19 protein-coding genes are annotated in these 23,574 nt (G+C 72.4%); 13 read left to right on the top strand and 6 right to left on the bottom strand.

Annotation, left to right across the window (positions count from 1 at the left end; genetic code table 11):
- Window positions 1-154: 154 nt before the first annotated feature.
- Window positions 155-877 (bottom strand): M48 family metallopeptidase, encoded by a 723-nt coding sequence (locus tag ACTVAJ_RS09920; protein ID WP_470387887.1) that lies wholly within the window; start codon window positions 875-877, stop codon window positions 155-157.
- 87 nt (window positions 878-964) lie between these two features.
- On the bottom strand, window positions 965-2,959 hold the full coding sequence (locus ACTVAJ_RS09915; RefSeq protein WP_470387779.1) for an amidohydrolase: 1,995 nt from the start codon (window positions 2,957-2,959) through the stop codon (window positions 965-967).
- A gap of 523 nt (window positions 2,960-3,482) precedes the next feature.
- Between ACTVAJ_RS09915 and ACTVAJ_RS09910 the strand changes: the two genes are divergently transcribed.
- Window positions 3,483-4,643 (top strand): acyltransferase family protein, encoded by a 1,161-nt coding sequence (locus ACTVAJ_RS09910; protein WP_470387886.1) that lies wholly within the window; start codon window positions 3,483-3,485, stop codon window positions 4,641-4,643.
- Window positions 4,644-4,707: 64 nt separating this feature from the next.
- Here the strand turns inward: ACTVAJ_RS09910 and ACTVAJ_RS09905 are convergent, their stop codons facing one another.
- Window positions 4,708-5,625 carry a CDP-alcohol phosphatidyltransferase family protein gene (locus ACTVAJ_RS09905; protein WP_470387778.1) on the bottom strand — a complete coding sequence of 306 codons (918 nt, stop codon included), beginning with the start codon at window positions 5,623-5,625 and terminating at the stop codon, window positions 4,708-4,710.
- Between the two features lie 226 nt (window positions 5,626-5,851).
- On the opposite strand from ACTVAJ_RS09905, the gene ACTVAJ_RS09900 reads away from it, so the two are divergent.
- The gene (locus ACTVAJ_RS09900) at window positions 5,852-7,291 is read left to right on the top strand and encodes a GuaB1 family IMP dehydrogenase-related protein (protein WP_470387777.1); all 1,440 of its coding nucleotides are present in this window, start codon (window positions 5,852-5,854) and stop codon (window positions 7,289-7,291) included.
- Window positions 7,292-7,324: 33 nt separating this feature from the next.
- Here ACTVAJ_RS09900 and ACTVAJ_RS09895 read toward each other — a convergent pair whose 3' ends face one another.
- A complete protein-coding gene (locus ACTVAJ_RS09895; protein ID WP_470387776.1) occupies window positions 7,325-8,098 on the bottom strand; it encodes an endonuclease V in 774 nt (257 codons plus the stop codon).
- A gap of 328 nt (window positions 8,099-8,426) precedes the next feature.
- On the opposite strand from ACTVAJ_RS09895, the gene ACTVAJ_RS09890 reads away from it, so the two are divergent.
- From ACTVAJ_RS09890 to ACTVAJ_RS09875, 4 genes are read left to right on the top strand one after another with little or no spacing between them, the layout of a single operon-like run.
- The gene (locus tag ACTVAJ_RS09890) at window positions 8,427-9,203 is read left to right on the top strand and encodes an ATP-binding cassette domain-containing protein (protein ID WP_470387775.1); all 777 of its coding nucleotides are present in this window, start codon (window positions 8,427-8,429) and stop codon (window positions 9,201-9,203) included.
- Window positions 9,204-9,261: 58 nt separating this feature from the next.
- On the top strand, window positions 9,262-11,304 hold the full coding sequence (locus ACTVAJ_RS09885; protein ID WP_470387885.1) for a YhgE/Pip family protein: 2,043 nt from the start codon (window positions 9,262-9,264) through the stop codon (window positions 11,302-11,304).
- A 37-nt stretch (window positions 11,305-11,341) separates the two neighbouring features.
- The gene (locus ACTVAJ_RS09880; RefSeq protein WP_470387774.1) at window positions 11,342-11,989 is read left to right on the top strand and encodes a TetR/AcrR family transcriptional regulator; all 648 of its coding nucleotides are present in this window, start codon (window positions 11,342-11,344) and stop codon (window positions 11,987-11,989) included.
- 29 nt (window positions 11,990-12,018) lie between these two features.
- The gene (locus tag ACTVAJ_RS09875) at window positions 12,019-12,414 is read left to right on the top strand and encodes a DUF3592 domain-containing protein (RefSeq protein WP_470387773.1); all 396 of its coding nucleotides are present in this window, start codon (window positions 12,019-12,021) and stop codon (window positions 12,412-12,414) included.
- On the opposite strand, the gene ACTVAJ_RS09870 is transcribed toward ACTVAJ_RS09875, so the two are convergent.
- Window positions 12,377-13,522: an antibiotic resistance protein VanZ gene (locus ACTVAJ_RS09870; protein ID WP_470387772.1), complete on the bottom strand. Its 1,146-nt coding sequence runs from the start codon at window positions 13,520-13,522 to the stop codon at window positions 12,377-12,379. The genes ACTVAJ_RS09875 and ACTVAJ_RS09870 overlap by 38 nt on opposite strands.
- Before the next feature lie 514 nt (window positions 13,523-14,036).
- On the opposite strand from ACTVAJ_RS09870, the gene ACTVAJ_RS09865 reads away from it, so the two are divergent.
- The 7 genes from ACTVAJ_RS09865 (at window position 14,037) to ACTVAJ_RS09835 (ending at window position 21,981) form a co-directional block, all read left to right on the top strand.
- Window positions 14,037-16,814: a sensor histidine kinase gene (locus tag ACTVAJ_RS09865; RefSeq protein ID WP_470387771.1), complete on the top strand. Its 2,778-nt coding sequence runs from the start codon at window positions 14,037-14,039 to the stop codon at window positions 16,812-16,814.
- A 1-nt stretch (window position 16,815) separates the two neighbouring features.
- Window positions 16,816-17,265 (top strand): roadblock/LC7 domain-containing protein, encoded by a 450-nt coding sequence (locus ACTVAJ_RS09860; protein ID WP_470387770.1) that lies wholly within the window; start codon window positions 16,816-16,818, stop codon window positions 17,263-17,265.
- A gap of 9 nt (window positions 17,266-17,274) precedes the next feature.
- A complete protein-coding gene (locus ACTVAJ_RS09855) occupies window positions 17,275-17,724 on the top strand; it encodes a DUF742 domain-containing protein (RefSeq protein ID WP_470387769.1) in 450 nt (149 codons plus the stop codon).
- Entirely contained in the window at window positions 17,705-18,289 is a 585-nt protein-coding gene (locus ACTVAJ_RS09850) for a GTP-binding protein (RefSeq protein ID WP_470387768.1), read from the top strand. The genes ACTVAJ_RS09855 and ACTVAJ_RS09850 overlap by 20 nt, the downstream gene beginning before the upstream one ends.
- A gap of 188 nt (window positions 18,290-18,477) precedes the next feature.
- Complete coding sequence (locus ACTVAJ_RS09845; RefSeq protein WP_470387767.1) at window positions 18,478-19,497, top strand: oxygenase MpaB family protein; 1,020 nt, start codon at window positions 18,478-18,480, stop codon at window positions 19,495-19,497.
- 187 nt (window positions 19,498-19,684) lie between these two features.
- On the top strand, window positions 19,685-20,605 hold the full coding sequence (locus tag ACTVAJ_RS09840; RefSeq protein WP_470387766.1) for an oxygenase MpaB family protein: 921 nt from the start codon (window positions 19,685-19,687) through the stop codon (window positions 20,603-20,605).
- On the top strand, window positions 20,602-21,981 hold the full coding sequence (locus tag ACTVAJ_RS09835) for an MFS transporter (protein ID WP_470387765.1): 1,380 nt from the start codon (window positions 20,602-20,604) through the stop codon (window positions 21,979-21,981). Before ACTVAJ_RS09840 ends, ACTVAJ_RS09835 begins: the two co-directional genes overlap by 4 nt.
- 71 nt (window positions 21,982-22,052) lie before the next feature.
- Here ACTVAJ_RS09835 and ACTVAJ_RS09830 read toward each other — a convergent pair whose 3' ends face one another.
- Window positions 22,053-23,459, bottom strand: a complete 1,407-nt coding sequence (locus ACTVAJ_RS09830) for an alpha/beta hydrolase family protein (protein ID WP_470387764.1) — start codon at window positions 23,457-23,459, stop codon at window positions 22,053-22,055.
- Window positions 23,460-23,574: the final 115 nt, after the last annotated feature.

The raw sequence follows: 23,574 nt of genomic DNA, 5'->3' as shown, positions 1-23,574 counted from the left end.
TCCCAGGTGGTTTCCGTTCGGGTGCCGGCAGGGTTGTGCAGGGCGAGTCGAGCCGCGGGCGGGGAACGAGCGGCGGGCGCAGACGAGGATGCGGAAACCCTGCCCTGAGAGCGCCCGAACACGGGCCGAAGCGAGGCGGAGGCCCGAAGAAGACTCAGAACACCCTGCCCGGTCTGCTGCGGTCGGCCAGCGCGGCGAACCGGAACGTGTTGACCGGGTGGGTGGAGAGCAGGTTGACCAGCAGGACGAAGAACCCGGTGTCGGTGGTGGCGCGCGCGGCGATGTCGTCGAAGTCCACCGCCTGGTACAGGTACTTGCCCGCGGCCAGCACGCGCAGCCCGTGCATGCCCTCGGGACAGTACTTGTAGGCGTAGTTGTCGGCGGTGTACTCCTGGGCGCGGCCGAGGGTCGCGCCCACAGCCGGGATCACCTGGGCGACGGACACGCAGAACTGCCGCCAGAAGGACGTGTGGCCCGCCGCGATGTGGCCGACCTCGTGGCCGATGACGAACCGCAGCGCGTCGGGGTCGGCCAGGCGTCCGCCGACCTCGAACAGGTCGCTGTTGACCGCCACGTACCTGCGCAGCCCGTGCCCCGACGCGAACGCGTTGAGCACGCCGTTGCCCAGGACGATGTAGGCCTCGGGCACGCGCCGCATGTGGAAGGCGTCCGCCGCCTCGACGACCATCCGGTAGGCGTCGGGGAACTGCTTCTCGGTGATGCGGACGCCGTTGACCCGCTGGCGGGCGAACAGCTGGCCGCGCACGAAGTACACGAGCGCGGGGACGCTGAGCAGCAGGAGCGGTTCGCCCGGGTCGCCGTCGTGGGCGCGACTGACCGCGCCCACGACGGCGAGCAGCGTCACCAGGCCGCACATCACGAGGAGCGGGATCTCCCGGGGGTGCCGCAGCGCCCTGCGCACACGGGGGTCACCCCACCGCCGGAGTGTCCCCCGCACGCGCGGTCAGAGCCGGTAGTCGGGGTCGGGCCGATCGTCGTCGGGCCCCTGGGGCGGAGGGGCGTCGTGCGCGCCTCCCCGGGGCGGCGGCCCGGAGAAGGCGGGACCGGACGGCGGGCCCTGGCGCGGGTCGTCGTCCAGGAACGCGGCCATGTCGGCGGACTGGGTCGACTCCCCGGCCTTCTCCGAACGCCACTCGTCGTCCTGGGAGTCCATCACCGACCGCATGTCCGCGTCGTGCGTGGCGTGGGCCGGGTGCTCCTCGGAGGGGTCGTCCCACGAGGAGGCCAGGAAGGCGCTGTCGTAGGCGTCGTTACCGCCCTCGCGCGCCTCCCCGTACCCGGGACGCGGCGCGTTGGGCGGTGAGGCCTCCCCCGGCGGCGGACCGGGGAAGGCGCCGCCCACGGGCGCGCCCACCGGCGGCGGACCGGAGAACGAACCGCCCGGCTCCTCCGGCGGCGGGCCGGGGAAGGCGCCGCCCACGGGCGCGCCCACCGGCGGCGGGCCGGGGAACGGCCCGACCGACTCGTCCGGCGGAGGGGCCGAGAGCCCACTCGGGGGCGTCTCCTCGGCGGGCGGGGCGACCGGAACTCCGGCCGCCGCCACCGTCGGAGGCGCGCTGGTGGGACCGGCCAGCGGGTCCTCCTCCGGGACCGCTGCTCCCGACGGGGCCGCCGGGAGCCGCTCGTCGCTGCCCAGATAGGACAGCGCCGCGACGGTGATCGCGGCGAGCCCGGCCCGGAGGGCGGGTTCGCGTGCGGGGGCGAAGAACGGGGAGTGCGGGCCGGGGACGCCGGCCATCTTCTCGTACGGGCTGTCGCCGGGGGCGGCCTCCCACACGTCGTGCGGCGTGGCGCCGACGAACCAGAACACGTACGGGATGGGCTGGGGGTCGTCGGGCAGGCCGAAGTACCCGAAGTCCTCGCTGCTGGTGGAGGGGTCCGGCAGGTAGATGACGTAGTCCTGGCCGAAGTAGGCCAGGTGCGCGGCGCCGACCGCCTGCGTACCGGCGGCGTCGTTGCGGGTGACGCCGACCACCTGGAAGGGCTCGACCTCCGGCTCGCGGGTGGCGCCGGAGGCGGCGGCCTCGGCTCGCACGATCCGCCCGATGGCCTCCTCCAACTGCGCGATGACGTTTTCGTTGAGCGCCCTGGTGTTGATCTCCAGGAAGGCCTCGTCCGGGATGATGTTGGCCTTGGTCCCCGCCTGGACACGGCCGACGGTGAGCACGGCCGTCTCGCCGGGGCTGACCTCACGGGAGACCACGCCCTGCAGGCGGGTGACGATGTTGGCGGCGATGAGCACGGGGTCGACCGTGGTGTGCGGCGCGGAAGCGTGGCCGCCCTCGCCGTACACGCGCACGCGGTAGGAGCGCGCGGCGCCCAGGATGACACCCGCGCGGTGGGAGATGAGTCCGGCGGGCTGGGGCCCCAGGTGCTGGGCCAGGATGACGTCGGGTCGGCCGAAACGCTCGAAGAGGCCGTCGTCGAGCATCGCCCGGGCGCCGTCGAGCGTCTCCTCGGCGGGCTGGGCGACGATCATCACCGTCCCGGACCACTCCTCACGGGTCTCGGACAGCAGGTCGGCCGCGCCGACCAGGCAGGCGGTGTGCGCGTCGTGCCCGCAGGCGTGCATGACCGGGACCTCGACGCCGTCGTCGTCCACGGCGCGCGTGGTGCTGGCGTAGGGCAGGCCGGTCCGCTCCTCCAGGGGGAGTGCGTCCATGTCGGCGCGCAGCATGACGGTCGGTCCGGGGCCGTTGCGGAGGACGCCGACCACGCCGGTCCCTCCGACACCGGTGTGCACCTCGTAGCCGGTCTGCGTGAGCCATTCGGCGACGCCGCTGGCGGTGCGCTGTTCGGAGTGGGAGAGTTCCGGGTTCTTGTGCAGATCGACGTAGAACCCCTCCACGAGCGGGAACAGCTCGTCGAGGAGTCGCATGACCACGCTCCCGTGCTGGGCGGCACGATCGGGGTCCACCGCGTGCGGCACGGTTTCCACCGCCTTCTTCGTTCTCGACTGTGTGGGCGCTGCCCGCGGGCACTGCCGGAGGTCAGCCTATCGGCGCGTACGTCACCACCCCACACCGCGGCGGTCACCCAGGGTCCGCCCGGGGGGCCGGATGGGTTAGTGTCTGCACACGTACGGCCACCGGTCCCGCGGCGGCCGCGCCCGCCCTCCCTCCCCCTCCCGGGGCCCGGCAGCGGCTCCGCGCCGCACCGGAGAACGCGGCGGATTTGTGCGAACCCCTGGCGTGACGCAGTATGTCTCAGTAAGGTAACGCTGCATTCGGGGGTTCACCCGGTCTTCCGGCACCCCTCCCGCGCCATCCCCCGGACGCGGTCCCGCGCACACGAGGACCGCGCCCAGCGGGACCGCCGGACCCGACGAACCCACGACGGTCCAAGGAACGTACCCGGATCGGCTCGGCCTCAGCCGCCCGGCGCCGACGTCGCCCGCGCGGCCGGGGACCGTGCACCCGTCCCAGAACCAGTCAACTCGGAGTCCACCCGTGGCCCCACCCATGACCAGTCCGCCCTCCCGCAACCATCACCCGGGGCAGGACGCCACCACGCCGACCGGTGGCTCCGGCCCGGCCAGACCCGCGTCCCCGGGCCGGGACGCGCGCCTGGACAACGCCAAGTTCGTTCTCGTCGCCCTCGTGGTGATCGGTCACACGATCGAACCGCTGAGCGACTACGCGCCCGCCGGCGCCCTGTACTACTGGATCTACTTCTTCCACATGCCCGCGTTCATCCTGATCAGCGGGTACCTGTCGCGGAACTTCGACGCCTCGTCGAACCGCGTGGAGAAACTCGTCCTGTCCCTGGCGGTCCCGTACCTCATCTTCTGGACCGCCCACCAGACGATCTACGCCGTGGAGCGCGGGGGGCTCCCCGAGTCCCTGTCCTTCCTCAAGCCCACCTGGACCCTGTGGTTCCTGGTGGCCCTGTTCCTGTGGCGGCTGAGTGTGCCCGTGTGGCAGCGGCTGCGCTGGCCCGTCGCGATCTCCGTGGTCATCTCGGTGTTCGCCGCCACCGCCGACCTCGGCACCACCCTGTCCCTGGGCCGCGTGCTCAGCTTCCTGCCCTTCTTCGTCCTGGGCCTGAGCCTGCGCAGGGAGCACTTCGCGCACCTCGACCGGTGGTGGGTGCGGATCTGCTCGGTGGTGGTCCTCACCACCACCGCCGTCCTGGCCCTGCCGATCTCGGACCACCTGAGCCGGGACTGGCTGTTCTGGCGCGACAGCCTCACCGACCGCGACATCGACCCCCTGCTGCCGAGCATGGGCATCCGGCTCGCGTTCATGGTGCTGGCCCTGCTGATGAGCGTGTCCGTGCTCGCCCTCACCCCCAAGCGGCAGACCTGGATGACGAAGCTGGGCGCCTACTCGCTCTACGTCTACCTGGGGCACTCGGTGGTGCTCCTGCTGCTCAAGGACACCGCCTGGTACGACGTGATGTCCGGACCCCCGGGCATGGCCGCGTCCGTCGCCCTGGCGCTCACCCTCACACTGGTGCTGTGCGCCCCGTGGGTGCGCGCGGTCCTGCAGTGGGCGGTCGAACCGCAGTTGACGTGGCTCCTGCGTGAGGACTCCGTGCTCCGCGGGAACCGCCGCGGCAGCCCCTCCGTCACCGGGACGGCATGGCGGAAACGACAGCGGACCGGCGCGGGGAGCTCCTGACGACGGTCGGAACGCGTGTGGCCCCGGGGCGCGAACCCCGGGGCCACACGCGTACGCGGACGGTTCAGCTGCCGCTGGCCACGCTCGGGGGAACGGTCACGGCGGCGGCGAGCTCACGGGAGCGGACCTCGAAACGGCGCGTCTCCTTCCACAGCCGCGCGACCAGGACCGCCTCGAAAAAGCCGAGCGCCGCGCACGAGAACACCGCGACCGGCAGGATGAGACTGTCCAGCGGCGACACGAGCGAGAGCAGCGCGGTCACCGGGGCGACCACGCACAGGAACATCTCGAACTCGATACCGCTGAACAGGTGCGGGCGCACGCGGTGCCGGAGGAGCCGGTCGCGGACCCTGGCGTACAGGCCGGTCGGGGCGGGCGCGCCCGCCGCGGCCGGGGCGTCGGCGGCGTCGTTCTCCGGGTCCTCCTCGGCGGAGGCCGCGGGCTCGGCCTCCCCCTCCGCGGCGGCCAGGGCGCGCTTCATCGACCGGCGGGTCTTGGCGACCTGGGAGGCGTTGAGGTAGCGCAGCAGGTCGAAGAAGACCACGACCGGGGCGGCAATGAGGTAGGCGACGCTGCCCGTGACCGCCCACTGGCCGACGAGCAGGGCCATCACGCAGCCGAAGAAACGAATACGGTCGAAGACGAAGTCGACCCACGAACCGAACACCGAACCGGTGCCCTTGAGGCGGGCGATCTTGCCGTCCATGCAGTCGAGCACGAAGCTGAGGTGGAAGAGCAGGGCCCCCGACAGCAGCCAGGCCCAACCCGCCGATCCCGCCCACGCGGGTACGGCGAAGCAGACGGCGGACAGCAGCCCCAGCACACCCGCGCCCAGCGTCAGCTGGTTCGGGGTGATGTTGGTGCGGTTGGCCGTCCAGACCACCAGCCGTCCGGCGAGGGGGTCGACGAGGAAGACCGTCCACCAGGCGTCCCTGGCCTTGTAGGTCTCCGCCTTGACATGAGCGAGCGTGAAACGCGGCATGCGGGCTCTCCAGAAGCGCCCGTCCCATGAGCGGACCCGCCGGCACGCGGCGTGGGGCCGGGAAGGGCTGTGACAGCGGGAATCCGGCCCATCATGCCAGACGGGGGGTCGTGCGGCCTAATCGGTGACGGCATACTTGACAGGTAAGAGGGGGATCAACAGGCGCCGCCTGCGCGAGCAGCAGCGGAGTGGTCCACCCCCTTCGGTCTCGACCGAGGTAGAGGCATTGCGTTTTCTCAACGACCAGGTCCCGCAGCAGGACCTGACCTACAGCGACGTGTTCATGGTCCCGTCCCGCAGCGCCGTGGGCTCACGGCTGAGCGTGGACCTGTCGTCGCCGGACGGCACCGGCACCACCATCCCGCTGGTCGTGGCGAACATGACCGCGGTCGCCGGACGCCGGATGGCCGAGACCGTCGCGCGGCGCGGCGGTATCGCGGTCATCCCGCAGGACATCCCGATCGAGGTGGTGTCCGACGTGGTCAGGTGGACCAAGGAACGGCACCTGGTCCACGACACCGCCATCACGCTCAACCCGGCCAGCACCGTCGGCGAGGCGCTCAACCTGCTGCCCAAGCGGGCGCACAACGCGGTCATCGTGATCGACGACGAGCGGCGCCCGCTCGGCGTGGTCACCGAGGCCGACTGCTCCGGTGTCGACCGCTTCGCGCAGCTGCGCGACGTGATGTCCACCGAGCTGGTGACCATCCCGGCGGACACCGAGCCCCAGGACGCGTTCGGGATCCTGCACGACCACAGGCACCGCCTGGCCCCGGTGGTCGACGGCGACGGCGCCCTGGTGGGTGTGCTGACCCGGACCGGAGCCCTGCGCTCCACCCTGTACACACCCGCCGTCGACGACCGGAACCGCCTGCGCGTGGCGGCGGCCGTGGGCATCAACGGCGACGTGGCGGGCAAGGCCGCCGAACTGCTCTCGGCCGGTGTGGACACGCTGGTGATCGACACCGCGCACGGCCACCAGGAGAAGATGGTCTCCGCGATCGCCAAGGTGCGCGCGCTGTCGCCGTCCGTCCCGATCGTGGCCGGCAACATCGTCACCGCCCGGGGCACCCGGGACCTCATCGAGGCGGGCGCCGACATCGTCAAGGTCGGTGTGGGCCCCGGGGCGATGTGCACGACCCGCATGATGACCGCGGTCGGCCGTCCGCAGTTCTCCGCCGTGCTGGAGTGCGCGGAGGCCGCCCGGGAGCTGGGCAGGCACGTGTGGGCGGACGGCGGTGTGCGCCACCCGCGCGACGTCGCGCTCGCCCTGGCCGCCGGCGCGTCCAACGTCATGGTGGGTTCGTGGTTCGCCGGTACCTACGAGTCCCCCGGCGACGTCATGCGCGACGCCGAGGGCAGGCAGTACAAGGAGAGCTTCGGCATGGCGTCGGCCCGGGCGGTCAAGCTCCGCACCGCCGACGACTCCCCGTTCGACCGTGCCCGCAAGGCGCTCTTCGAGGAGGGCATCTCCACCGGCCGCATGTACCTCGACCCGGAGCGGCCGAGCGTGGAGGACCTCATCGACCAGATCATCGCCGGTGTGCGCAGCTCCATGACGTACGCGGGCGCCACCTCGCTCGCCGAGTTCCACGAGCGCGCGGTCGTGGGCGTGCAGAGCGCCGCGGGCTACAACGAGGGGCGGCCGGTGCCGACCAGTTGGTGACCGTGCCTTCTCCGCGCTCACGGCCTCACGGGCTCAGTCGGAGGCCCGGCGTGCGGCGAGCGTCGCCTTGCGGTGCTCGCCGCACAGCCGGTCGGCGTGGCGGACCGGCTCGGGCACGCGGTACCTCGGTGACAGTCTCAGCACCAGGTCGGCCGCACCCTCCAGGTCCACGCGGTGGCCCACGGAGACGTAGACGGGTTTGACGCCGTCGCGGGTGCGCAGCACGCGCCCGATCACCTCGGCGCCCTCGGCCGCGAGCGCCGAGGAGTCCTCGACGACCTCCGAACGCCCGGCGACCATCGGTGTCCAGGCGCCCCGTTCCCGCCCCGGAACGCTGTGCTTGCCGTACAGGACGGACTTGGCCGAGCCGACCACGGGCAGGTCGAGCAGCACGCCCAGGTGGCAGGCGACACCGAACCGCCGGGGGTGGGCCAGCCCGAAGCCGTCGCACAGGTACACGTCGGGGGTGACGGTCAGCCCGCCCAGCGCCTCCAGGACCGGCGGCAACTCCCGGAAGCCGAACAGTCCCGAGACGTACGGGAACGCCGGTTCGGCGGAGATGACGGCCGAGTCGACGACCTCCAGCGTGCGCGCGTCCAGAACCACCGCGGCCGCGGACAGCGCCGAGTCGTCCCTGGCGTAGCTGACGTCCAGGCCCGCGACCAGTTCCACCGCATCCGGGTCCAGGGGTTCCACCCGCACCCGGTCGGCCATGCGCCGCTGCAGCGCGGTGGCCTCGCGGGGCTCACTCGGCCACAGGTCCGGATCGTCCAGCAGCCGGCGCACCCGTTCCGCGATCTCCGACACCCTCGTCCCCCGTTCCTCACGTCCGCCCACCGGAGTGGACCGCCAGCGGTCCGGCCCCATCCAACCGCTCCCGGGCCGCCGAACGGCAGCCGGGGTCTCTCCCCGGGCCTCGGGGGTGTCCGCGCACCGCGCCCGGACGCCCTTCCCTCCCCCGGCCGCAACCGGGCAAGGCCGAACCCAATTCTCCGCCCGGATTCCGGGCGGCACGCGTGCGCCGCGTTGTGCGCCACCCCACAGTGCCGGACGCTCGACCCAGCCGGAAGCGGCAGTACCGTGGAAGCACAGAATTTGCACTGACTGGTCAGTTCAAAAATGGGAGGCCGCAAGGATGCGCCGAGCCACCGGAGCTCGCGTCCACGCCGAGGGCGTCACACTCACCACCCGCGAGGGGCCCGTCTACACGGACGTCGACTTCACCGCACGCCCCGGAACCCTCACCGTCTTCCAGGCGGACTCCGGCGGCGGCCGCAGCTCCCTTCTGCTCACCCTGACCGGGCGGATGCGCCCCTCCTCCGGAGAGCTGCACGTGGACGGCTACACGCTGCCCAAGCAGGCGCGCAAGGTCCGCAGGATCAGCGCGCTCGGCCTGATGGACGAGGTCAACGCGCTGGACGACCGGCTCCGGGTCAGGGAGCACCTCTCCGAGGGGATGCTGCTGCGGCTGAGGCCCGGGGTGCGCACGCTCACCGACCAGGCCATGGAGGCGGTCGGGCTGGCGGATCTCGACCGCACCACCCTGGTCAAGGAACTGACCATGCTCCAGCGACGACGACTGGGCCTGGCCCTCGCGCTCCTGGCCGAACCGCGGCTGCTCGCGGTCGACAACGTCGACGGCGGCCTCAGCCCGGAACACCAGGCCGACATGTGGCGCACGCTCAAGGACCTGGCAGAGGAAGGACTGACGGTGATCGCCACCTGCGCCGACCACGAGGAGCTCGGCTCCGTCGCCGGCCCCGACACCCAGGGCCCGATCCCCATCCACCAGGGGGAACCCGCCGTCGGAACCGACGCGGCCGAGGAGGCCGACCGCGACGCCGTGCACATCGGCGAGCTCCTCGGCGACAGGCACCACCAGGACGAGGAGGACCACCGTGGCCAGGCGTAGACTCCCGCGCACCCCGCGCGTGCGCCTCCTGGCGGTCCCCCGGCTGGGGCTGCTGACCATGCGCTCCTTCCTGCGCTCTCCGCTGCCCACCGCGGCCCTGGCCGCGCTCCTGCTCATCCCCCTGCTGTACTCCGGCATGTACCTGTGGTCCTTCTGGGATCCGTTCGGCCGGATGAGCAACCTGCCGGTCGCGCTGGTCAACGAGGACGTCCCGGTCCAGGTCGGGGACGAGGAGGTCGACGCGGGCACCGAGCTCACCGAGACCCTCGTCGACGGCGGCGAACTGGACTGGCAGCTGGTCGACGCCGAGGAGGCGGCGCGCGGGCTCGGCGACGGCACCTACTACGTCTCCCTCACCATCCCCGCCGACTTCAGCGAGAACCTGACCTCGCCGTCCCGCGACCGCGAGGAACCCGTCCCGGCGATGCTGCGGGCCGACTACAACGACTCCAACGGCTTCACCGCCCGCCAGCTCGGCAACAGCGCGTTCAAGGAGGTGCGCGACGCGATCACCGGCTCGGCCATCAGCGACTACCTCGACGAGATCTTCCTGGGCTTCAACGAGATCCACGGCAAGACCGAGGACGCCGCCGAGGGCGCGGGCGAGCTCGCGGGCGGAGCCGACACCGCCGAGGAGGGGTCGGGCGAACTGTCCGACGGTATCGACACCGCGCACACCGGTGCCGGTGACCTGAGCAGCGGGCTGGGCGAGCTGTACACCGGTTCCCAGACCCTGGCGTCGGGGGCCAACACCGCCTCAGAGGAGGTTTCGGCCAAGGTCGAGGACCTCAACGAGTTCGCCGACGAGTACCTCCCGCGCCTGGAGGAGGACATCCCGGCCATCCAGGAGCGCGCCTCGCAGGCCGCCGAGGTCGCCGACGGTGTGGCCACGGCGCTGGAACTGCTGCCCGAGGAGATCGACACCCAGCACCTGTCAGCCGTCGACCAGCGCCTGGACGCCTTCGTCGAGGAGCACCCGGAGCTGGAGACCGAGCAGCCGGACCTGTACACCCTCCTCACCGACGTCCAGGGGGCGATGGACACCGCCCTGTCCACGGCCCGGTTCGTCAACGACAACCGCGAGGACATCGACTCGACCGTCCAGGAGGCCGCCGACCTGGCCGCCAGGGCCGAGGAGCTCTCACAGGACCTCCCCGAGATGGTGGACAAGGCCGAAGGCGCGCGTGACGACGTGAACGACCTGGCCGAGGGGCTGGAGGCGCTGGCCGAGGGCGCGGAGGACCTCCGTGACGGCCTGGCCGTGGCGTCGGGTGGCGCGAGCGACCTGAACGACGGCCTGGGCGACCTCAGCGGCGGCGCCGGAGACCTCCACGAGGGGCTGGGCGAACTCGCCTCCGGTTCGGGTGAACTCGCCGACGGCCTGGCCGAGGGCGTCGAGGAGATCCCCACGTACTCCGACGAGGGGCGCGCGAGCGCGTCCGACATGATGAGCCGACCCGTCCGGCTCGACACCGCCATCGACAACGAGGCGCCCAACTACGGGACCGGCTTCGCCCCGTTCTTCGTGCCGCTGTCCCTGTGGGTGGGCGCCATGATGGTGTTCATGGTGCTGCCCGCGCTGTCCTCCCGCGCGCTGGCGTCGTCGGCCGCGTCGTGGCGGGTGGCCTTCGCGGGTCGGATCGTGCCGCTCCTGCTCGGCCTCGGACAGGTGCTCGTCATGCTGGGCGCACTGCACGCCTTCCTGAAACTGGACGCGCAGAACTGGCCCCTGCTGCTCGCGTTCCTGGCCCTGACCTCGGCCGCGTTCACCGCGACCGTGCAGTTCCTGAACGTGCAGTTCAACGCGGCGGGACGCGTACTCGCCCTGGTACTGCTGGTGCTCCAGCTGACCTCGGCGGGCGGCACCTACCCGATCGAGACCAGTCACGGGTTCTTCCAGGCGATCGCGCCCTTCCTCCCGCTGCACTGGGCGGTGACGGCGATGCGCCAACTGGTGGGCGGCGGCGACATGTCGATCGTCTGGTCGGCCTTCGGCGTGATGTCCCTGTGGTTGGTCGTACCGCTGCTGCTCACGTGGCTGGCGGTGGCGCGCAAGCGCGTCTGGACCATGTCCTCCCTCTACCCCGCCCTGAAGCTCTGATGGCGGGAACGGCCCCGACCGGGGCAGAATGGACCGGATGAGCGTGAGCACTCCCCAAGGCCGGCGTCCCCGGAGCGGTCGGCGCGAGGCCACCCGGCAGCGCCTGTTCGACGCGGCGATCGCCCTGATCTCCGAACAGGGGTACGGGGCGACGACGGTCGACGAGATCGCCGAGCGGGCCGGGGTCGCCAAGGGCACCGTCTACTACAACTTCGGCGGAAAGAGCGAGCTGTACACGGCCCTCATGGAATGGGGCGTGACACGGCTGGCCGACACGTTGCGGGAGGCGGTGCCCCCCGCGGACCAGAACGTCGGCCCCCGGCGGGCACTCACCGAGGTGCTGCGCGCCGGCGTGGTCTTCATCGGGACGCACGAGGCGCTGGCCCGCCTGCTGATGGCCGAGGCGTGGCGGACCAACCGGGCGTGGTACACCACGGTCCGGCAGATCCGCACCAAGGCGATCGGCGTGATCACCGAACTCCTCGACGATCTCGTCCGGGAGGGGCTGGCACGGCCGGACCTGGACACCTCCCTTGCGGGATCGGCGCTGTTCGGCATGGTGGTGTCCGTGGCCCTCGACTGGCGCACACTCCAGCCGGACCGCCCGGTCGAGGACATCCACACCACCCTGGCGCACATGGCGGAGGGGCTCGTGGGCCCGTCGTCGCCCCCGCCCGTGCGGTGACGTCCACGTAAGTACGAGAGGGCTCCGCGATGGCCGACCTGTATCCCCTGCTCCCCCTCACCGCGGGGCTGATCACACTGTGGATCGTGACCCGGGACGCCCGCCTCGACCTGCGCCTGGCCCGTCACGGTGTCCGGGCCAAGGGGCGGGTGATCGGCTACAACGAGACCTCGTCCTCCTCGCGGATGATCGTGCAGTTCCGCACCGAGGACGGCCAGGAGGTGCACGCCGAGCACGAGAACACCGGCTGGACGGCCTCGCGCGCCGGGGAGATCGTCACCATCTCCTACGACCCGGACGCCCCCGAGCTGGCCCGGATCATCTCCGCGCCGTGGCTGAGCCGCTGGGTGCGCGGGCTATTCGGGACGATGGGAACGGTGCTGGTGCTCAGCGGTCTCCTGCTGGGCTACCTGGCGTGGGGGTGAGGCCCGCCCCGACCGGAGGCGCCTCCACGGGCGGGCGGTAGCGGACCAGGCGGTCGGGCAGCCCGCCGTCGAGCGCGGACCGGGTGCGCACGCGGACCCCGCACACCAGGTCGGCCAGGCCGGTCCGGTCGCGTCGCACGACGACGGTGCTGCCGTGCACGGCGACCACCGCCAGGGCGATCCACCAGTGGCCGAGGGTGAGCAGTACGACGACCGGCGCCTGGAGCAGCAGGGTGCGCGCCAGTACCCGCCACCGGGCGGCGGGGCGCGGTCGGCAGCGCTCGGCCAGCGCCAGCCGGAGGGCGGCGCGCCCCGGGGTGCAGCGGTCGCGGCGCGCCAGGGGCAGGAGCAGCCCGAGGACGAGGGCCAGCCCGAGCGGGACGGCCACCGCGGCGCGCTCGCCGGACCAGGGGTCCGGCAGGCCGACCAGGCGGGCCAGCGCGATGAGCGTGGCCGCCCCGTACCACCACAGGCCCAGGTCGAGCAGGGTGCCGAGGACCCGCCGGGAGAGGGCGGGCGCGGCCCGGTCGGCCACGGCGGAGGGCCAGCCGCGGGCCGGGCCGCCGGGCCGCAGCGGAACGAGCCACCGCGCGACCGACCAACCGGCGAGTACCCCGACCACGCCCAGCCCGGCGACCAGCGGTGAGGTCGGGGCGTAGGCACACGGGTAGACGCCCAGCAGTCCGGTGGCGCGCACGGCGTGCACCGCCGCGGTCAGGGCGGTGCCGAGCCCCAGCGTGCTCCAGAGGCCCAGGCGGAAGCGGTGGCGCCCGAGGAGGCCGACCGGTATGAGGACGGCGCACCCCAGAAGCAGCGATCGCGGCGCGTGGGCGGGGTGGTCCGGGTCCGTCGGTGTCGTCGGGACCGCCCCGGTGAACGGGGAGCAGAGGCCGTCGACGAAGGCGGGCAGCGGCCAGACCGCGTACGCCGCCAGGCCCGCCCCCGTGATCACGGCCGCCATGGTGAGCCGGCCGCTCCAACCGCGGATCACGCCGTAACGGCGGTGCTGGCCGCCCAGCGCGAGCGCTATCCCGGCTGTGACCAGCAGGGGAACGGCCACGACGGCCACGTCGACCACGGGCTGTCCCCCGCCGGAAGGCTGCACCATTCTCGTACTCCCGATCACCCGGCCCGGGCCGCCCGCTCCGCGGAGCGCTTCCTTGGCTCTTCACTCCGGGGCGCAACGCTAGTACGCTCCGGCAAGGCGTGTGACCCGAACACCTCTTTGTCCTGGTACGGTCCAATACCGCCGATGACGATCGCCTGGCGCGGGGAAACACCCCCCGCACCCTACGTGACCTTTGTCCCACCACCCGCACGCAGACAAGGGATAACACGAGTGTGAGCAGCTGACGAGTGCGCTTGCCCCCCAGCCCGACCCCATCCTGGGCCACCCGGATCCGCCAGCCGGAACGGACCGAGATAGCATCCCCAAACGCCGAATCGGCGCAAAAGTCGTTACTCTGCGGTAAGCCCCGTGCCGCACGCCGCCGCCGGACATGACCAGCGGAGCGGCAGGGCCCTCGTGAGACGCCCCGCGGCGCCGACCCCACGGCACCGGGAGGCGGGCCGACCCCCGGCACCGCATCGAGACGACGTCGACGCGGATCGACAGGAGAACCGTGCAAGCAGTACAGAAGCGACGCGGGCGGACGATCGCCGCCCGGATCCGCTCCATGGTCATGATCCCCACCGCCGCGCTGGTCGCGCTCTGGCTGATCATCACGTTCGTCCTGGCATACGACGCTGTCTTCCAGCTCCTGCGTGCCAGGGCGACCCACGAGATGGTGACCCCCGCCGCCGTGGGTCTGGTGCAGGTGATGGAGGAACGGTCCGCCACCGTCGCCTACATCGAGCGCCCCGACGACGCCGAGCTCGAACGGCACATGAGGGAGGCCCGCGAGGAGTCCGACGCCACCCTCGGCGTGGTGATCGAGGACCTCATCGGCTTCGTCGACATGGCCCCGGGCCGTTCCGGCGACCGGATCGAGGAGCTCTACGGCCAGTACGGCGAGATCAACCGGATCCGCGCGGCGGTCGACTCCGGGTCCGCGTCCCGCACCGCCGTCCTCGACTACTACGACACCCTGATGCTGGCGGGCGCCGACGTCTTCGACGCCCAAGGGCGCGACGGCAACACCGGAGAGTCCACCAGCTCCGGTTTCACCGCCGTCTACATGTTCCGCACCGTCGACGCGTTCGCGCGCACCGACGCCCAGCTCCAGCGCGCCTTCGCCTCCGGCGAGCTCGGCCACGAGGACCAGCACGAGTTCACCCGGCTCGTCGGTGCCTACCAGAACCTCATGGAGTCCAACGCGCACTACCTGGAGGGCCCCGGACAGCTCGGACGCTACGAGGCCCTCATGGCCGGTCCCGAGTACGCGGCGCTGTTGGAGATGCAGGAGGAGATCATCCACCGGGAGATCCCCACGGAGACGGTCACCGACCCGGTCACCCTGCAGGAGGAGACCGTCCAGGACCTGACCATGCCGGTGGACGAGGAGGAGTGGCGCGCGGCCTACGACCACACGCTCTCCGAGCTGACCGACCTCGGTGCCGAAGAGGCCCTGAACTCGGCCAACGTCACCAGTGACGACGCCTGGTCGCGGGTGTTCTGGGCGGTGACCGTCAGCCTCGGCTCCGCCGCCGTGATCAGCTCCGCCTCCATCCTGGCCCGCAGGTCCTCCCAGAACCTCACCCGGCGCCTGCTCAGGCTGCGCGACGACTCCATCGACCTGGTCGAGAAGCGGCTGCCCGACCTCATGCGCCGTCTGCACGAGGGCGAACGCGTGGACACCAGCTCGACCATGCCGGGCCTGTCCGCCTCCGACGACGAGATCGGTGACGTCGCGCGGGCGTTCAACTCGGCCCAGCGCGCGGCCGTCGACGAGGCCGTCCAGCAGACCGAGCTGCGCCACGGCGTCAACCGGGTCTTCCTCAACATCGCCCACCGCAGCCAGACGCTGGTCCACCGCCAGCTGCGCCTGCTGGACAAGATGGAGCGCGAGCAGGAGGACCCGGAACAGCTGGAGCAGCTGTTCAAGCTCGACCACCTGGCCACCCGCTCCCGCCGCAACGCCGAGAACCTGCTCATCCTCGGCGGGGAGGCGCCCGGCCGGACCTGGCACCGGCCGATGCCGCTGATCGACGTGCTGCGCGGCGCGATCTCCGAGTCCGGCGACTACACCCGTGTCAAGCGCGAGCGCATCGCCCGGGTACACCTCAACGGCCCGGCCGTCGCCGACGTCATCCACCTGGTCGCCGAGCTGGTCGACAACGCCGCGATGTTCTCCCCGCCCCACACGCACGTGCGGCTGAGCAGTGAGGACGTGCCCAACGGTGTGACCGTCGAGATCGAGGACCGCGGTCTGGGCATGACCGACGGCGAACTCTCCGCGGCCAACGCGCTGCTGTCGAACCCGCCGGAGTTCGACGTCATGCGGCTGAACGAGAAGATGCGCCTCGGCCTGTTCGTGGTCTCGCACCTGGCGCACCGGCACGGCATCCGGGTGCACCTGCGTTCGTCGCCCTACGGCGGCGTGCAGGCGATCGTCCTGCTTCCGCACGAGCTCATCGCCGGCGCCCGCCCGCAGTCCTCGCCCGCCGAGGACGAGGACATCTGGGAGGTCCGTGCGATCACCGACCGTCCGGAGGCCCCGTCCGCCAACGGCACCAAGCCGGTGCTCACCCCGGTGGCGTCGCCCCCGTCCGACGACCCGGCCACCGAGACGGGCGAGGACCCGGCCCCGGCTCCCCGCTCCGGCCCCGCCCTGGCCGCCGCTCCGGACCCGGCCCCGGACACCACCGACGACGCCGAGGACGCCTCCGGAGCCGAAACGGTCCCGGACGGCGCGGACACGGGTGCCACGCTCACGGAGGAGGCGGACGGGACGCCTTCGGAGCTCCCGGCCCCTGCCGCACCGGGTGAGGACCTCCTGAGCTCCCACGTGGACGGCGACGGCCCCCTGCCGTCCCGTACCCGTGGCGGCGGTCCGGTCGGCGGTGCTCCCACGACCTCCGCGGACACCCGACCCTCCCTGCCGGTCCGCGAGCCCGGCGCCACCCAGGTGTCCGAGCGCCCCTCCGGAGCCGACATGTTCGACACCGGGGACCCGACCACGTCCGCGAACCTGGTCGAGGCCGGGGGCGGCCGCCCGCCGCTCCCCAAGCGGCGCCCGCAGGAGAACCTGGCCCCGCAGCTCGCGGCCGACCCCTCCGGAGAGCCGACCGGGCCCGCGACGGGACTCGGCACCGACACCGACAGGGCCCAGGGCGGTTCCATCGACGGCGCGGAGCGGCTCGCACGCCTGCGCCGGAACATGTCCGCGTTCCAGAAGGGAACGGACCGCGGACGGCGCGAAGGCAAGCAGCAGACCCACGACACCGACAAGGACGCCTAACGTGACGAGCACCCCTGACAGCGCCGAACTCGGCAACGGCGCGGGCAAGAAGGACATCGACTGGCTCCTGGACGAGCTGCTCGACCGCGCGGTCGGGTCGCGGCACGCGATCGTGCTGTCGGCCGACGGACTGCTCATCGGCCGCTCCCGCGACCTGGTCAAGGAGGACGCCGAGCACCTGTCCGCGGTGGCGTCCGCCTTCCAGAGCCTGGCGCGCGGCACCGGCCGTCACTTCGGCGGCGGCGAGGTCCTCCAGACCGTCGTGGAGATGGAGAGCGCCTACCTGTTCGTCACGGGTGCCGGACGCGGCGCCTGCCTGGCGGTCCTGGCGGAGGAGAGCGCCGACGTCGGCCTCATCGCCTACGAGATGAACGTACTGGTCGAGCAGGTGGGCCGCTACCTGGACGCCGCCCCCAGAAACGAGGGCACGACCGGGGAAGCCACACGATAGGGGGCGGTTATGCAAGCGCACAACGAGCACGATCCGGGCGAGATACCGCACGGCCTCCCGCACCGCGACGCGGTCGGCGGTTTCGGTTCCGACGAGCCGGAGCCCGCCGGTCAGCAGGAGGCCGGCCCCCTCGTCCGCCCGTACGTGATCGCGCAGGGCCGCGACCACGCGGACACCGTGCGGCTGGACATGATCAGCGTCGTGATCGCCGCCAAGCGGGCCGAGGTGGACGAGATGGCCCTCGAACCGGAGCAGCTCCGCATCCTGGAGCTGTGCCGCCGCCCCCAGTCGGTGGCCGAGGTGTCCGCGCACCTGGACATCCCGGTCGCCGTCGTCAAGGTCCTGCTCAGCGACCTGCTCAACCGCGGCCTGGCCCTGGCCCGCGCCCCCTACACAGCGAAGAGCCCGGTGAGCCGGGACGTACTCCAGGCGGTACTCGATGGCATCCAGAGACTCTGACAACGACGACCAGGCACCCGTCCCGTCCGCGCTGAAGATCCTCGTGGCGGGCGGCTTCGGGGCCGGGAAGACCACGATGGTCGGCTCGGTGAGCGAGATCGCCCCGCTGCGCACCGAGGAGGTGATGACGGAGGCCAGCTACGGGATCGACGACCTGTCCGGGGTGGAGGCCAAGTCGACCACGACCGTGGCGCTGGACTTCGGCCGTATCACCATCAGCCCCACCCTCGTCCTGTACCTGTTCGGCACCCCGGGCCAGGAACGCTTCTGGTTCATGTGGGAGGAGCTGTCCGAGGGCGCGCTCGGAGCGATCGTCATCGCCGACACGCGCCGCCTGGAGACGTGCTTCGCCGCCGTGGACTTCTTCGAGCGGCGCGGCGTGCCGTTCGTGGTGGCGGTGAACTGCTTCGAGGGGGCGCACCGGTACGAGGAGAACGAGGTGCGGGACGCGCTCAGCCTCGACCCGTCCATCCCCGTGGTGCTCAGCGACGCGCGCGACCGCGACTCCTCCAAGAACGTCCTGCTCACGCTGGTCAACCGGGTCGCCGAGCGGATGGCCGCCTGACCGGTTCCGGTCCGGCGCGGCCGCGGCCCCCGCCCGCCGCGCCGGACCGGCTGGTCCTGGGCGCGTTTACATCTGGTGCCTGCAGGTAAAGTTCGGGCCGTGGGGCGCCGTACGCACACGCGCGCCGCACGTCCACGGCCCCCTGCCCCGGCGCGGTCGGGCCCGCACCGAGGTGACTGGAGAACACCATGAAGCGGTTCGAGTGGCGCGACCGAATCCACGCGCTGGACGCCGAGGCCGACTGCGAGCGGATCGTCGGCATCCTGGGCAGCCACGAGTTCCCCTGGGACATCGAACAGGCCCTGGGCCTGGCCCTCTACCGCACCTACGCCGTCCCGAGCATCGGCGAACTGCTGGCCCGGACGAAGGAGTTCACCTCCCGGACCCAGCACCGGTACGACGACACCGCGCTGATCCTCAACGACATCATGGAACACGGGTTCGGTCCGGGGCGCGGGCGCGACGCGCTGCGCCGCATGAACCAGATGCACCGCTCCTACGACATCTCCAACGACGACTACCGCTACGTCCTCAGCACGTTCGTCGTCATGCCCGTGCGCTGGCTCAACGACCTCGGGTACGGGTGGCGGCGGCTGTCCGACCACGAGATCGCGGCCAGCACCAACTACTACCGCAAGCTCGGCAGACACATGGGGATCAAGGACATCCCCCAGACCTACGCGGAGTTCCACGAGCTCTTCGACTCCTACGAGCGCGAGCACTTCGCCTACACCGAGGGCGGACGCGCGGTCTCCGACGCCACCCTCGCGCTGATGGCGGACTTCTACCCCGCCTGGCAGCGGCCGCTGATCCGCCCGTTCACCCGGGCCCTCCTGGACGACCGCCTGGTCCGGGCCTTCGACTACCCCGAGCCGTCCCGCGCCTGGCGGGTGCTCGCCCGCACCTCCCTCCGCCTGCGGGCCGGGGTGGTGCGCCGGATGCGGCCGCGCGAGGAACCGCGCCTGGCCCGGCAGAGCCCGAACATCCGCAACTACCCGAACGGCTACGACCCGTCCCGCATCGGCACCTTCCCCAAGGGCTGCCCGGTCCCGCACGACCTGGCCACCGTGGAGATGCCCGGTACCGGGGCGCTCGTACCCGCTCCGGGCCAGGAGCTCGCCCCCGGCGCCCCGCCCGCCCGGGCCGAGGCCTCCTCCGCCCCGTCCGGGGCCGTCGCGAACCGGCCCGCGGAGCCGACCGAACACTGATCGCCCCCGGTCACGGCCATGTTCCCGCCGTTCCCGCGCGCCCCACCGACGCGGCCCCCGAGCACGGCCAGCACCCCCGTCCGGCCGTGCCCTCGGTGTGCCCGGAGTCTCCGCCGCGCCCCCACCGCGGCACCACCCCCCTCCCCCACGGTTCCCCACCCCGAACGACCCCCGACGAAGGAGTGTCATGACGCGCTTCGAGCTGCGCGACGAGATCCACCGCCTGGACCCCGAGGCCGACTGTGTACGGATCATGCAGATCCTCACCTCGCTGGAGTTCCCCTGGGACATGGGACGGGCGCTGGGCATCGCCCTGTACCGCACCTACGCGGTCCCCAGCATCGGCGAACTGCTCGGGAGGACCGACGAGTTCACCGGTCAGACCCAGAAGCGTTACGACGACACCGCGCTGATCCTGGGCAACATCATGCGGCACGGGTTCGAGCCCGGTCAGGGCCGCGACGCGCTGCGCCGCATGAACCAGATGCACCGCTCCTACTCCATCACCAACGACGACTACCGCTATGTCCTCAGCACGTTCGTCGTCATGCCCGTGCGCTGGCTCAACGACTACGGCTACGGGTGGCGGCGGCTGTCCGACCACGAGGTCTCGGCGATCACGCACTACTACCGCAAGCTCGGCAGACACATGGGGATCAAGGACATCCCCGAGACCTACGCGGAGTTCCGCACCCTCCTGGACGCCTACGAGGACGAGCACTTCGCCTACACCGAGGGCGGACGCGCGGTCTCCGACGCCACCCTCGACCTCATGGTGACCTTCTACCCCCCGCGCGTGGCCGGTCTGGCGCGCAGGTTCTCCATGGCGATCCTCGACGACTCCCTGATCCGGGCCTTCCGCTACGACCCGCCGAGCCGTGCCTGGCGCCGCGGCGCGGACGTCGCCCTGAAGCTGCGCGCCAAGGTGGTGCGCCGGATGAAGCCGCGTGAGGAGCCGCTGTGGGCGGACAACAACCCGAACGTGCGCAGCTACCCCAAGGGCTATGACGTCAACCGGATCGGAACGTTCCCCGCGAGCTGCCCGGTCGCGCACGACGTCGACCCGGTGGGGCACGTCGAGGGAGCCGGCGCGGACGGTTCGGCGTGACCGCGTCCTCCGTCGACGACCCGCCCGCCCCGGGGGACGGCGGTGGTACGGCCGGGCGCGGCCTGCCGCGCCCGGTCCACTTCTGGTACGGCAGTGGCGCCGTGGCCACCAGCGTGTTCAACACCGTGCCGGGCCTGCTGCTGCTCATCTACCTGACCGACTCCCTCGCGGTGAGCCCCGCGCTGGCGGGGGTCGTGGTCTTCCTGCCCAAGTTGGTCGACCTCCTGGTCAGCCCGTACATCGGCATCTGGTCGGATCGGACGCGCTCGTCGTGGGGTCCGCGCCGCCCGTGGATGCTCGCGGGTGCGCTGACCCTGCCGGTCCTGTTCGCGGCCGTGTTCGCGGGTCCGCCGCTCCAGGGGGACGCGGCGGCGGTCTACGTGGCGCTGCTCTTCGTCGCGGCCGCCCTGGCGGCGTCGATGTTCCAGGTCCCGTACACGGCGATGCCCGGCGAGATCACCGACGACTACCACGAGCGGTCCACGTTCAACACGTGGCGGACCGCCTTCGTGGGCCTGGCCCTGCTGCTCGGCGGGGCCGCCGCGCCGGTCATCCAGTCGTCGTTCGAGGACGGGGCCGTGGGCTACCGGGTCATGGGGCTGGTCATGGGGGCGCTGCTCCTGACCGCGATGGTCAGCGCCGTCGCGGGGACGCGGCGCGCCCCGCGTCCCAGGCTGCGCCACCGCACGGAGGGGTTGCTGCCCCAACTGCGGATGGCGTTCGGCCATCGACACTTCCGCGTGCTGTTCTCCGCCTTCCTGCTCATGACGGTCGCGAGCGGGACGATGGTGGCGGGTGTTCCCTACGTGACCGCCAACGTCATGGGCGAACCGGCCTACACGAGCATCCTCATGGTGTGCGTCCTCGTGCCGTTGATGGCCTCGGCCCCGCTGTGGAAACGGCTGTCGGTACGCGTCGACAAGCGGGCGGCGGCCGGGTACGCGGCCGGGGTGTTCGCTCTGGGCGGCCTCGGCCTGCTGCTGATCCCGGTCTGGGGCGTGCCGGGGGCGGTGCTGTCGTCGGTGCTGGTCGGCCTCGGGCTGTCCGGGACCACCCTGCTGCCCGCGTCCATGCTGGCGGACTGCCTGGCGGCTCCGGACGGTTCGGGGCGGCGCCAGGGCGGCGTCCTGTCGGGGCTGTGGACGTCCGGCGAGGCGATGGCGCAGGCCGTCGGCACGGGTCTGTTGTCCCTGTCCCTGGCCGTGAGCGGGTACGTGGAGTCCGGCGCGGGCGAGGTCGTGCGCCAGAGCGACGAGGCGCTGCGGGGCATGCTGGTCGGGAGCACGCTGGTGCCCGCCCTCATCATGCTCTCGTGCCTGGTTCCGCTGGCCTTCTACCGCCTGACCGCGGCGGACGTGGACGCGCGCCGGGCGTGAGCGTCGCCGGGTGCCCGCGCCACCGGGCGGGTCACCCGGCGCGCCCCGCCCGGGACGGCGACGCGGACCGATCATACGGCGGGCCCGGTCAGCTCCCCGAGCCCCGACAGCGCCGTGTCGAGATCCGCCTCCGCGCCGCGCAGCGTCACGTCGAGGAAGGCGAGCGTGGCACGGACGGTGATCCGGTGTACCTCGGTCCGGTCGGCCGTTCCGACCAGGGAGGGCACCGGCGGAAGGTAGAGGGGTGCGTCGGTGAAGCTCAGGTGCGCGGCCCCGCCGACCGTCAGCCGGTAGCTCGGACCGGCGCTCGCCTCCAGCACCCCGTCCAGGCTCTCCGCGTAGCGCCGGTCTCCCCCGGGATCCCCCGTCCCAGCTCCCGCGACGAGCGCGAGCAGCGGCTGGGGGTAGGCCGTCACCTCCACCCGTCCCACGTACCCGTCGAGGTCGACCACGGCCGTGAAGCCGTGGTCCCGGACCGCGGCCGCGACGGCCGCCGCACCGCCGAGGGAGTGACCGGCGGCGGCGACGCGGCGCAGGTCGAGCCGGCCCGCGAACGGCCCCGACCCGGAGTCGTCGACCTCCCGCAGGCGGGCGAGGACGAAGCGCATGTCCTGCGCCCGGATCGACGTCCACTCCGCGGCGCGCCGTTCGTCCTCGTCCGGGTCGCCCGTCGCCGCCGCCCGGCCCCGGACGGCCGTCCCGTCCTCGAGGACGACCACCGCCGAGTCGTAGGGGTGGTCCACCGCGACCACGACGTATCCGTGGCTCGCCAGCTCCTGCGCCCACGCCGTGTTCTGGGAGCGGACGCCGCCGAGGCCGGGGGAGAAGACCACCACCGGATACCGGGACCGCCCGGGTGCCACCCCGGCGCCCGCGGTCGCGTGCGTCCCGGCGCGGGCGGCGTCGTCCAGCAGGAAGCCGGGGACGCCGAACGCGTCCGCCAGGCCGTCGGCGACCACGCGCGCCTCGCCCGCGCTCCGCCCGAGGTAGGGCGCACGGGCGTTCGGAGCGGCGGTGTCCTCGGCCGGGTACCACAGCTGGGCGACGACGACCCGGTGGTCGTCCGGGTCGTCCGTCCACGTCTCCTCCCGGCCGGGGTCGTCCCACTGCACGGTGGTCGTGCCGACCGCGTACTCCCCCGTCGGGTCAGGGAGGTCGACCACCGGGAGGGACCACGCCGCCAGGGCACCGACGGCGGTCACCGCCAGGGCCACGGCCGTACTGACCGCGACGAGGCCCCGGGCGGCCCGCCGTGACCCGCGTCGGCGCGATGCGAGGGCCACCAGGGCGAGGACCGCCCCCGCGATGATCGGCAGCCACTGCCAGCGCGGTTCACCCGCCACCACCAGTCCGGCCCCGGCCGCCAGGAGGAGGACGGCCGCGACGCGTGCGGGCGGCCCAGGGACGCGGGACGGCGTCCAGGCCGCGAGCAGCGAGACGACGATGGAGCAGACGAGCACGACTTCGGGCAGGGGCACGGGGAGCCTCCTCGGTGGACGCGACGCTGACGGGACCACCGAAGCTACGGATCGCCGCGGCGGAGGGGATCCACCCGGAGTCCGAAACCCGTGTCCGCCCCCTGCGACCGCGGTC

This window comes from Nocardiopsis sp. KDC1DS13DA1, assembly GCF_055632325.1.
This window is presented reverse-complemented; position numbering and strand designations above follow the sequence as displayed.

Coding starts and splice junctions, on each gene's coding strand:
- ACTVAJ_RS09920 (WP_470387887.1), bottom strand. CDS start 877: ATGTGCGGCCTGGTGACGCTGCTCGCCGTCGTGGGCGCGGTCAGTCGC.
- ACTVAJ_RS09910 (WP_470387886.1), top strand. CDS start 3,483: ATGACCAGTCCGCCCTCCCGCAACCATCACCCGGGGCAGGACGCCACC.
- ACTVAJ_RS09905 (WP_470387778.1), bottom strand. CDS start 5,625: ATGCCGCGTTTCACGCTCGCTCATGTCAAGGCGGAGACCTACAAGGCC.
- ACTVAJ_RS09890 (WP_470387775.1), top strand. CDS start 8,427: ATGCGCCGAGCCACCGGAGCTCGCGTCCACGCCGAGGGCGTCACACTC.
- ACTVAJ_RS09885 (WP_470387885.1), top strand. CDS start 9,262: ATGCGCTCCTTCCTGCGCTCTCCGCTGCCCACCGCGGCCCTGGCCGCG.
- ACTVAJ_RS09880 (WP_470387774.1), top strand. CDS start 11,342: ATGAGCGTGAGCACTCCCCAAGGCCGGCGTCCCCGGAGCGGTCGGCGC.
- ACTVAJ_RS09875 (WP_470387773.1), top strand. CDS start 12,019: ATGGCCGACCTGTATCCCCTGCTCCCCCTCACCGCGGGGCTGATCACA.
- ACTVAJ_RS09870 (WP_470387772.1), bottom strand. CDS start 13,522: ATGGTGCAGCCTTCCGGCGGGGGACAGCCCGTGGTCGACGTGGCCGTC.
- ACTVAJ_RS09855 (WP_470387769.1), top strand. CDS start 17,275: ATGCAAGCGCACAACGAGCACGATCCGGGCGAGATACCGCACGGCCTC.
- ACTVAJ_RS09850 (WP_470387768.1), top strand. CDS start 17,705: ATGGCATCCAGAGACTCTGACAACGACGACCAGGCACCCGTCCCGTCC.
- ACTVAJ_RS09845 (WP_470387767.1), top strand. CDS start 18,478: ATGAAGCGGTTCGAGTGGCGCGACCGAATCCACGCGCTGGACGCCGAG.
- ACTVAJ_RS09840 (WP_470387766.1), top strand. CDS start 19,685: ATGACGCGCTTCGAGCTGCGCGACGAGATCCACCGCCTGGACCCCGAG.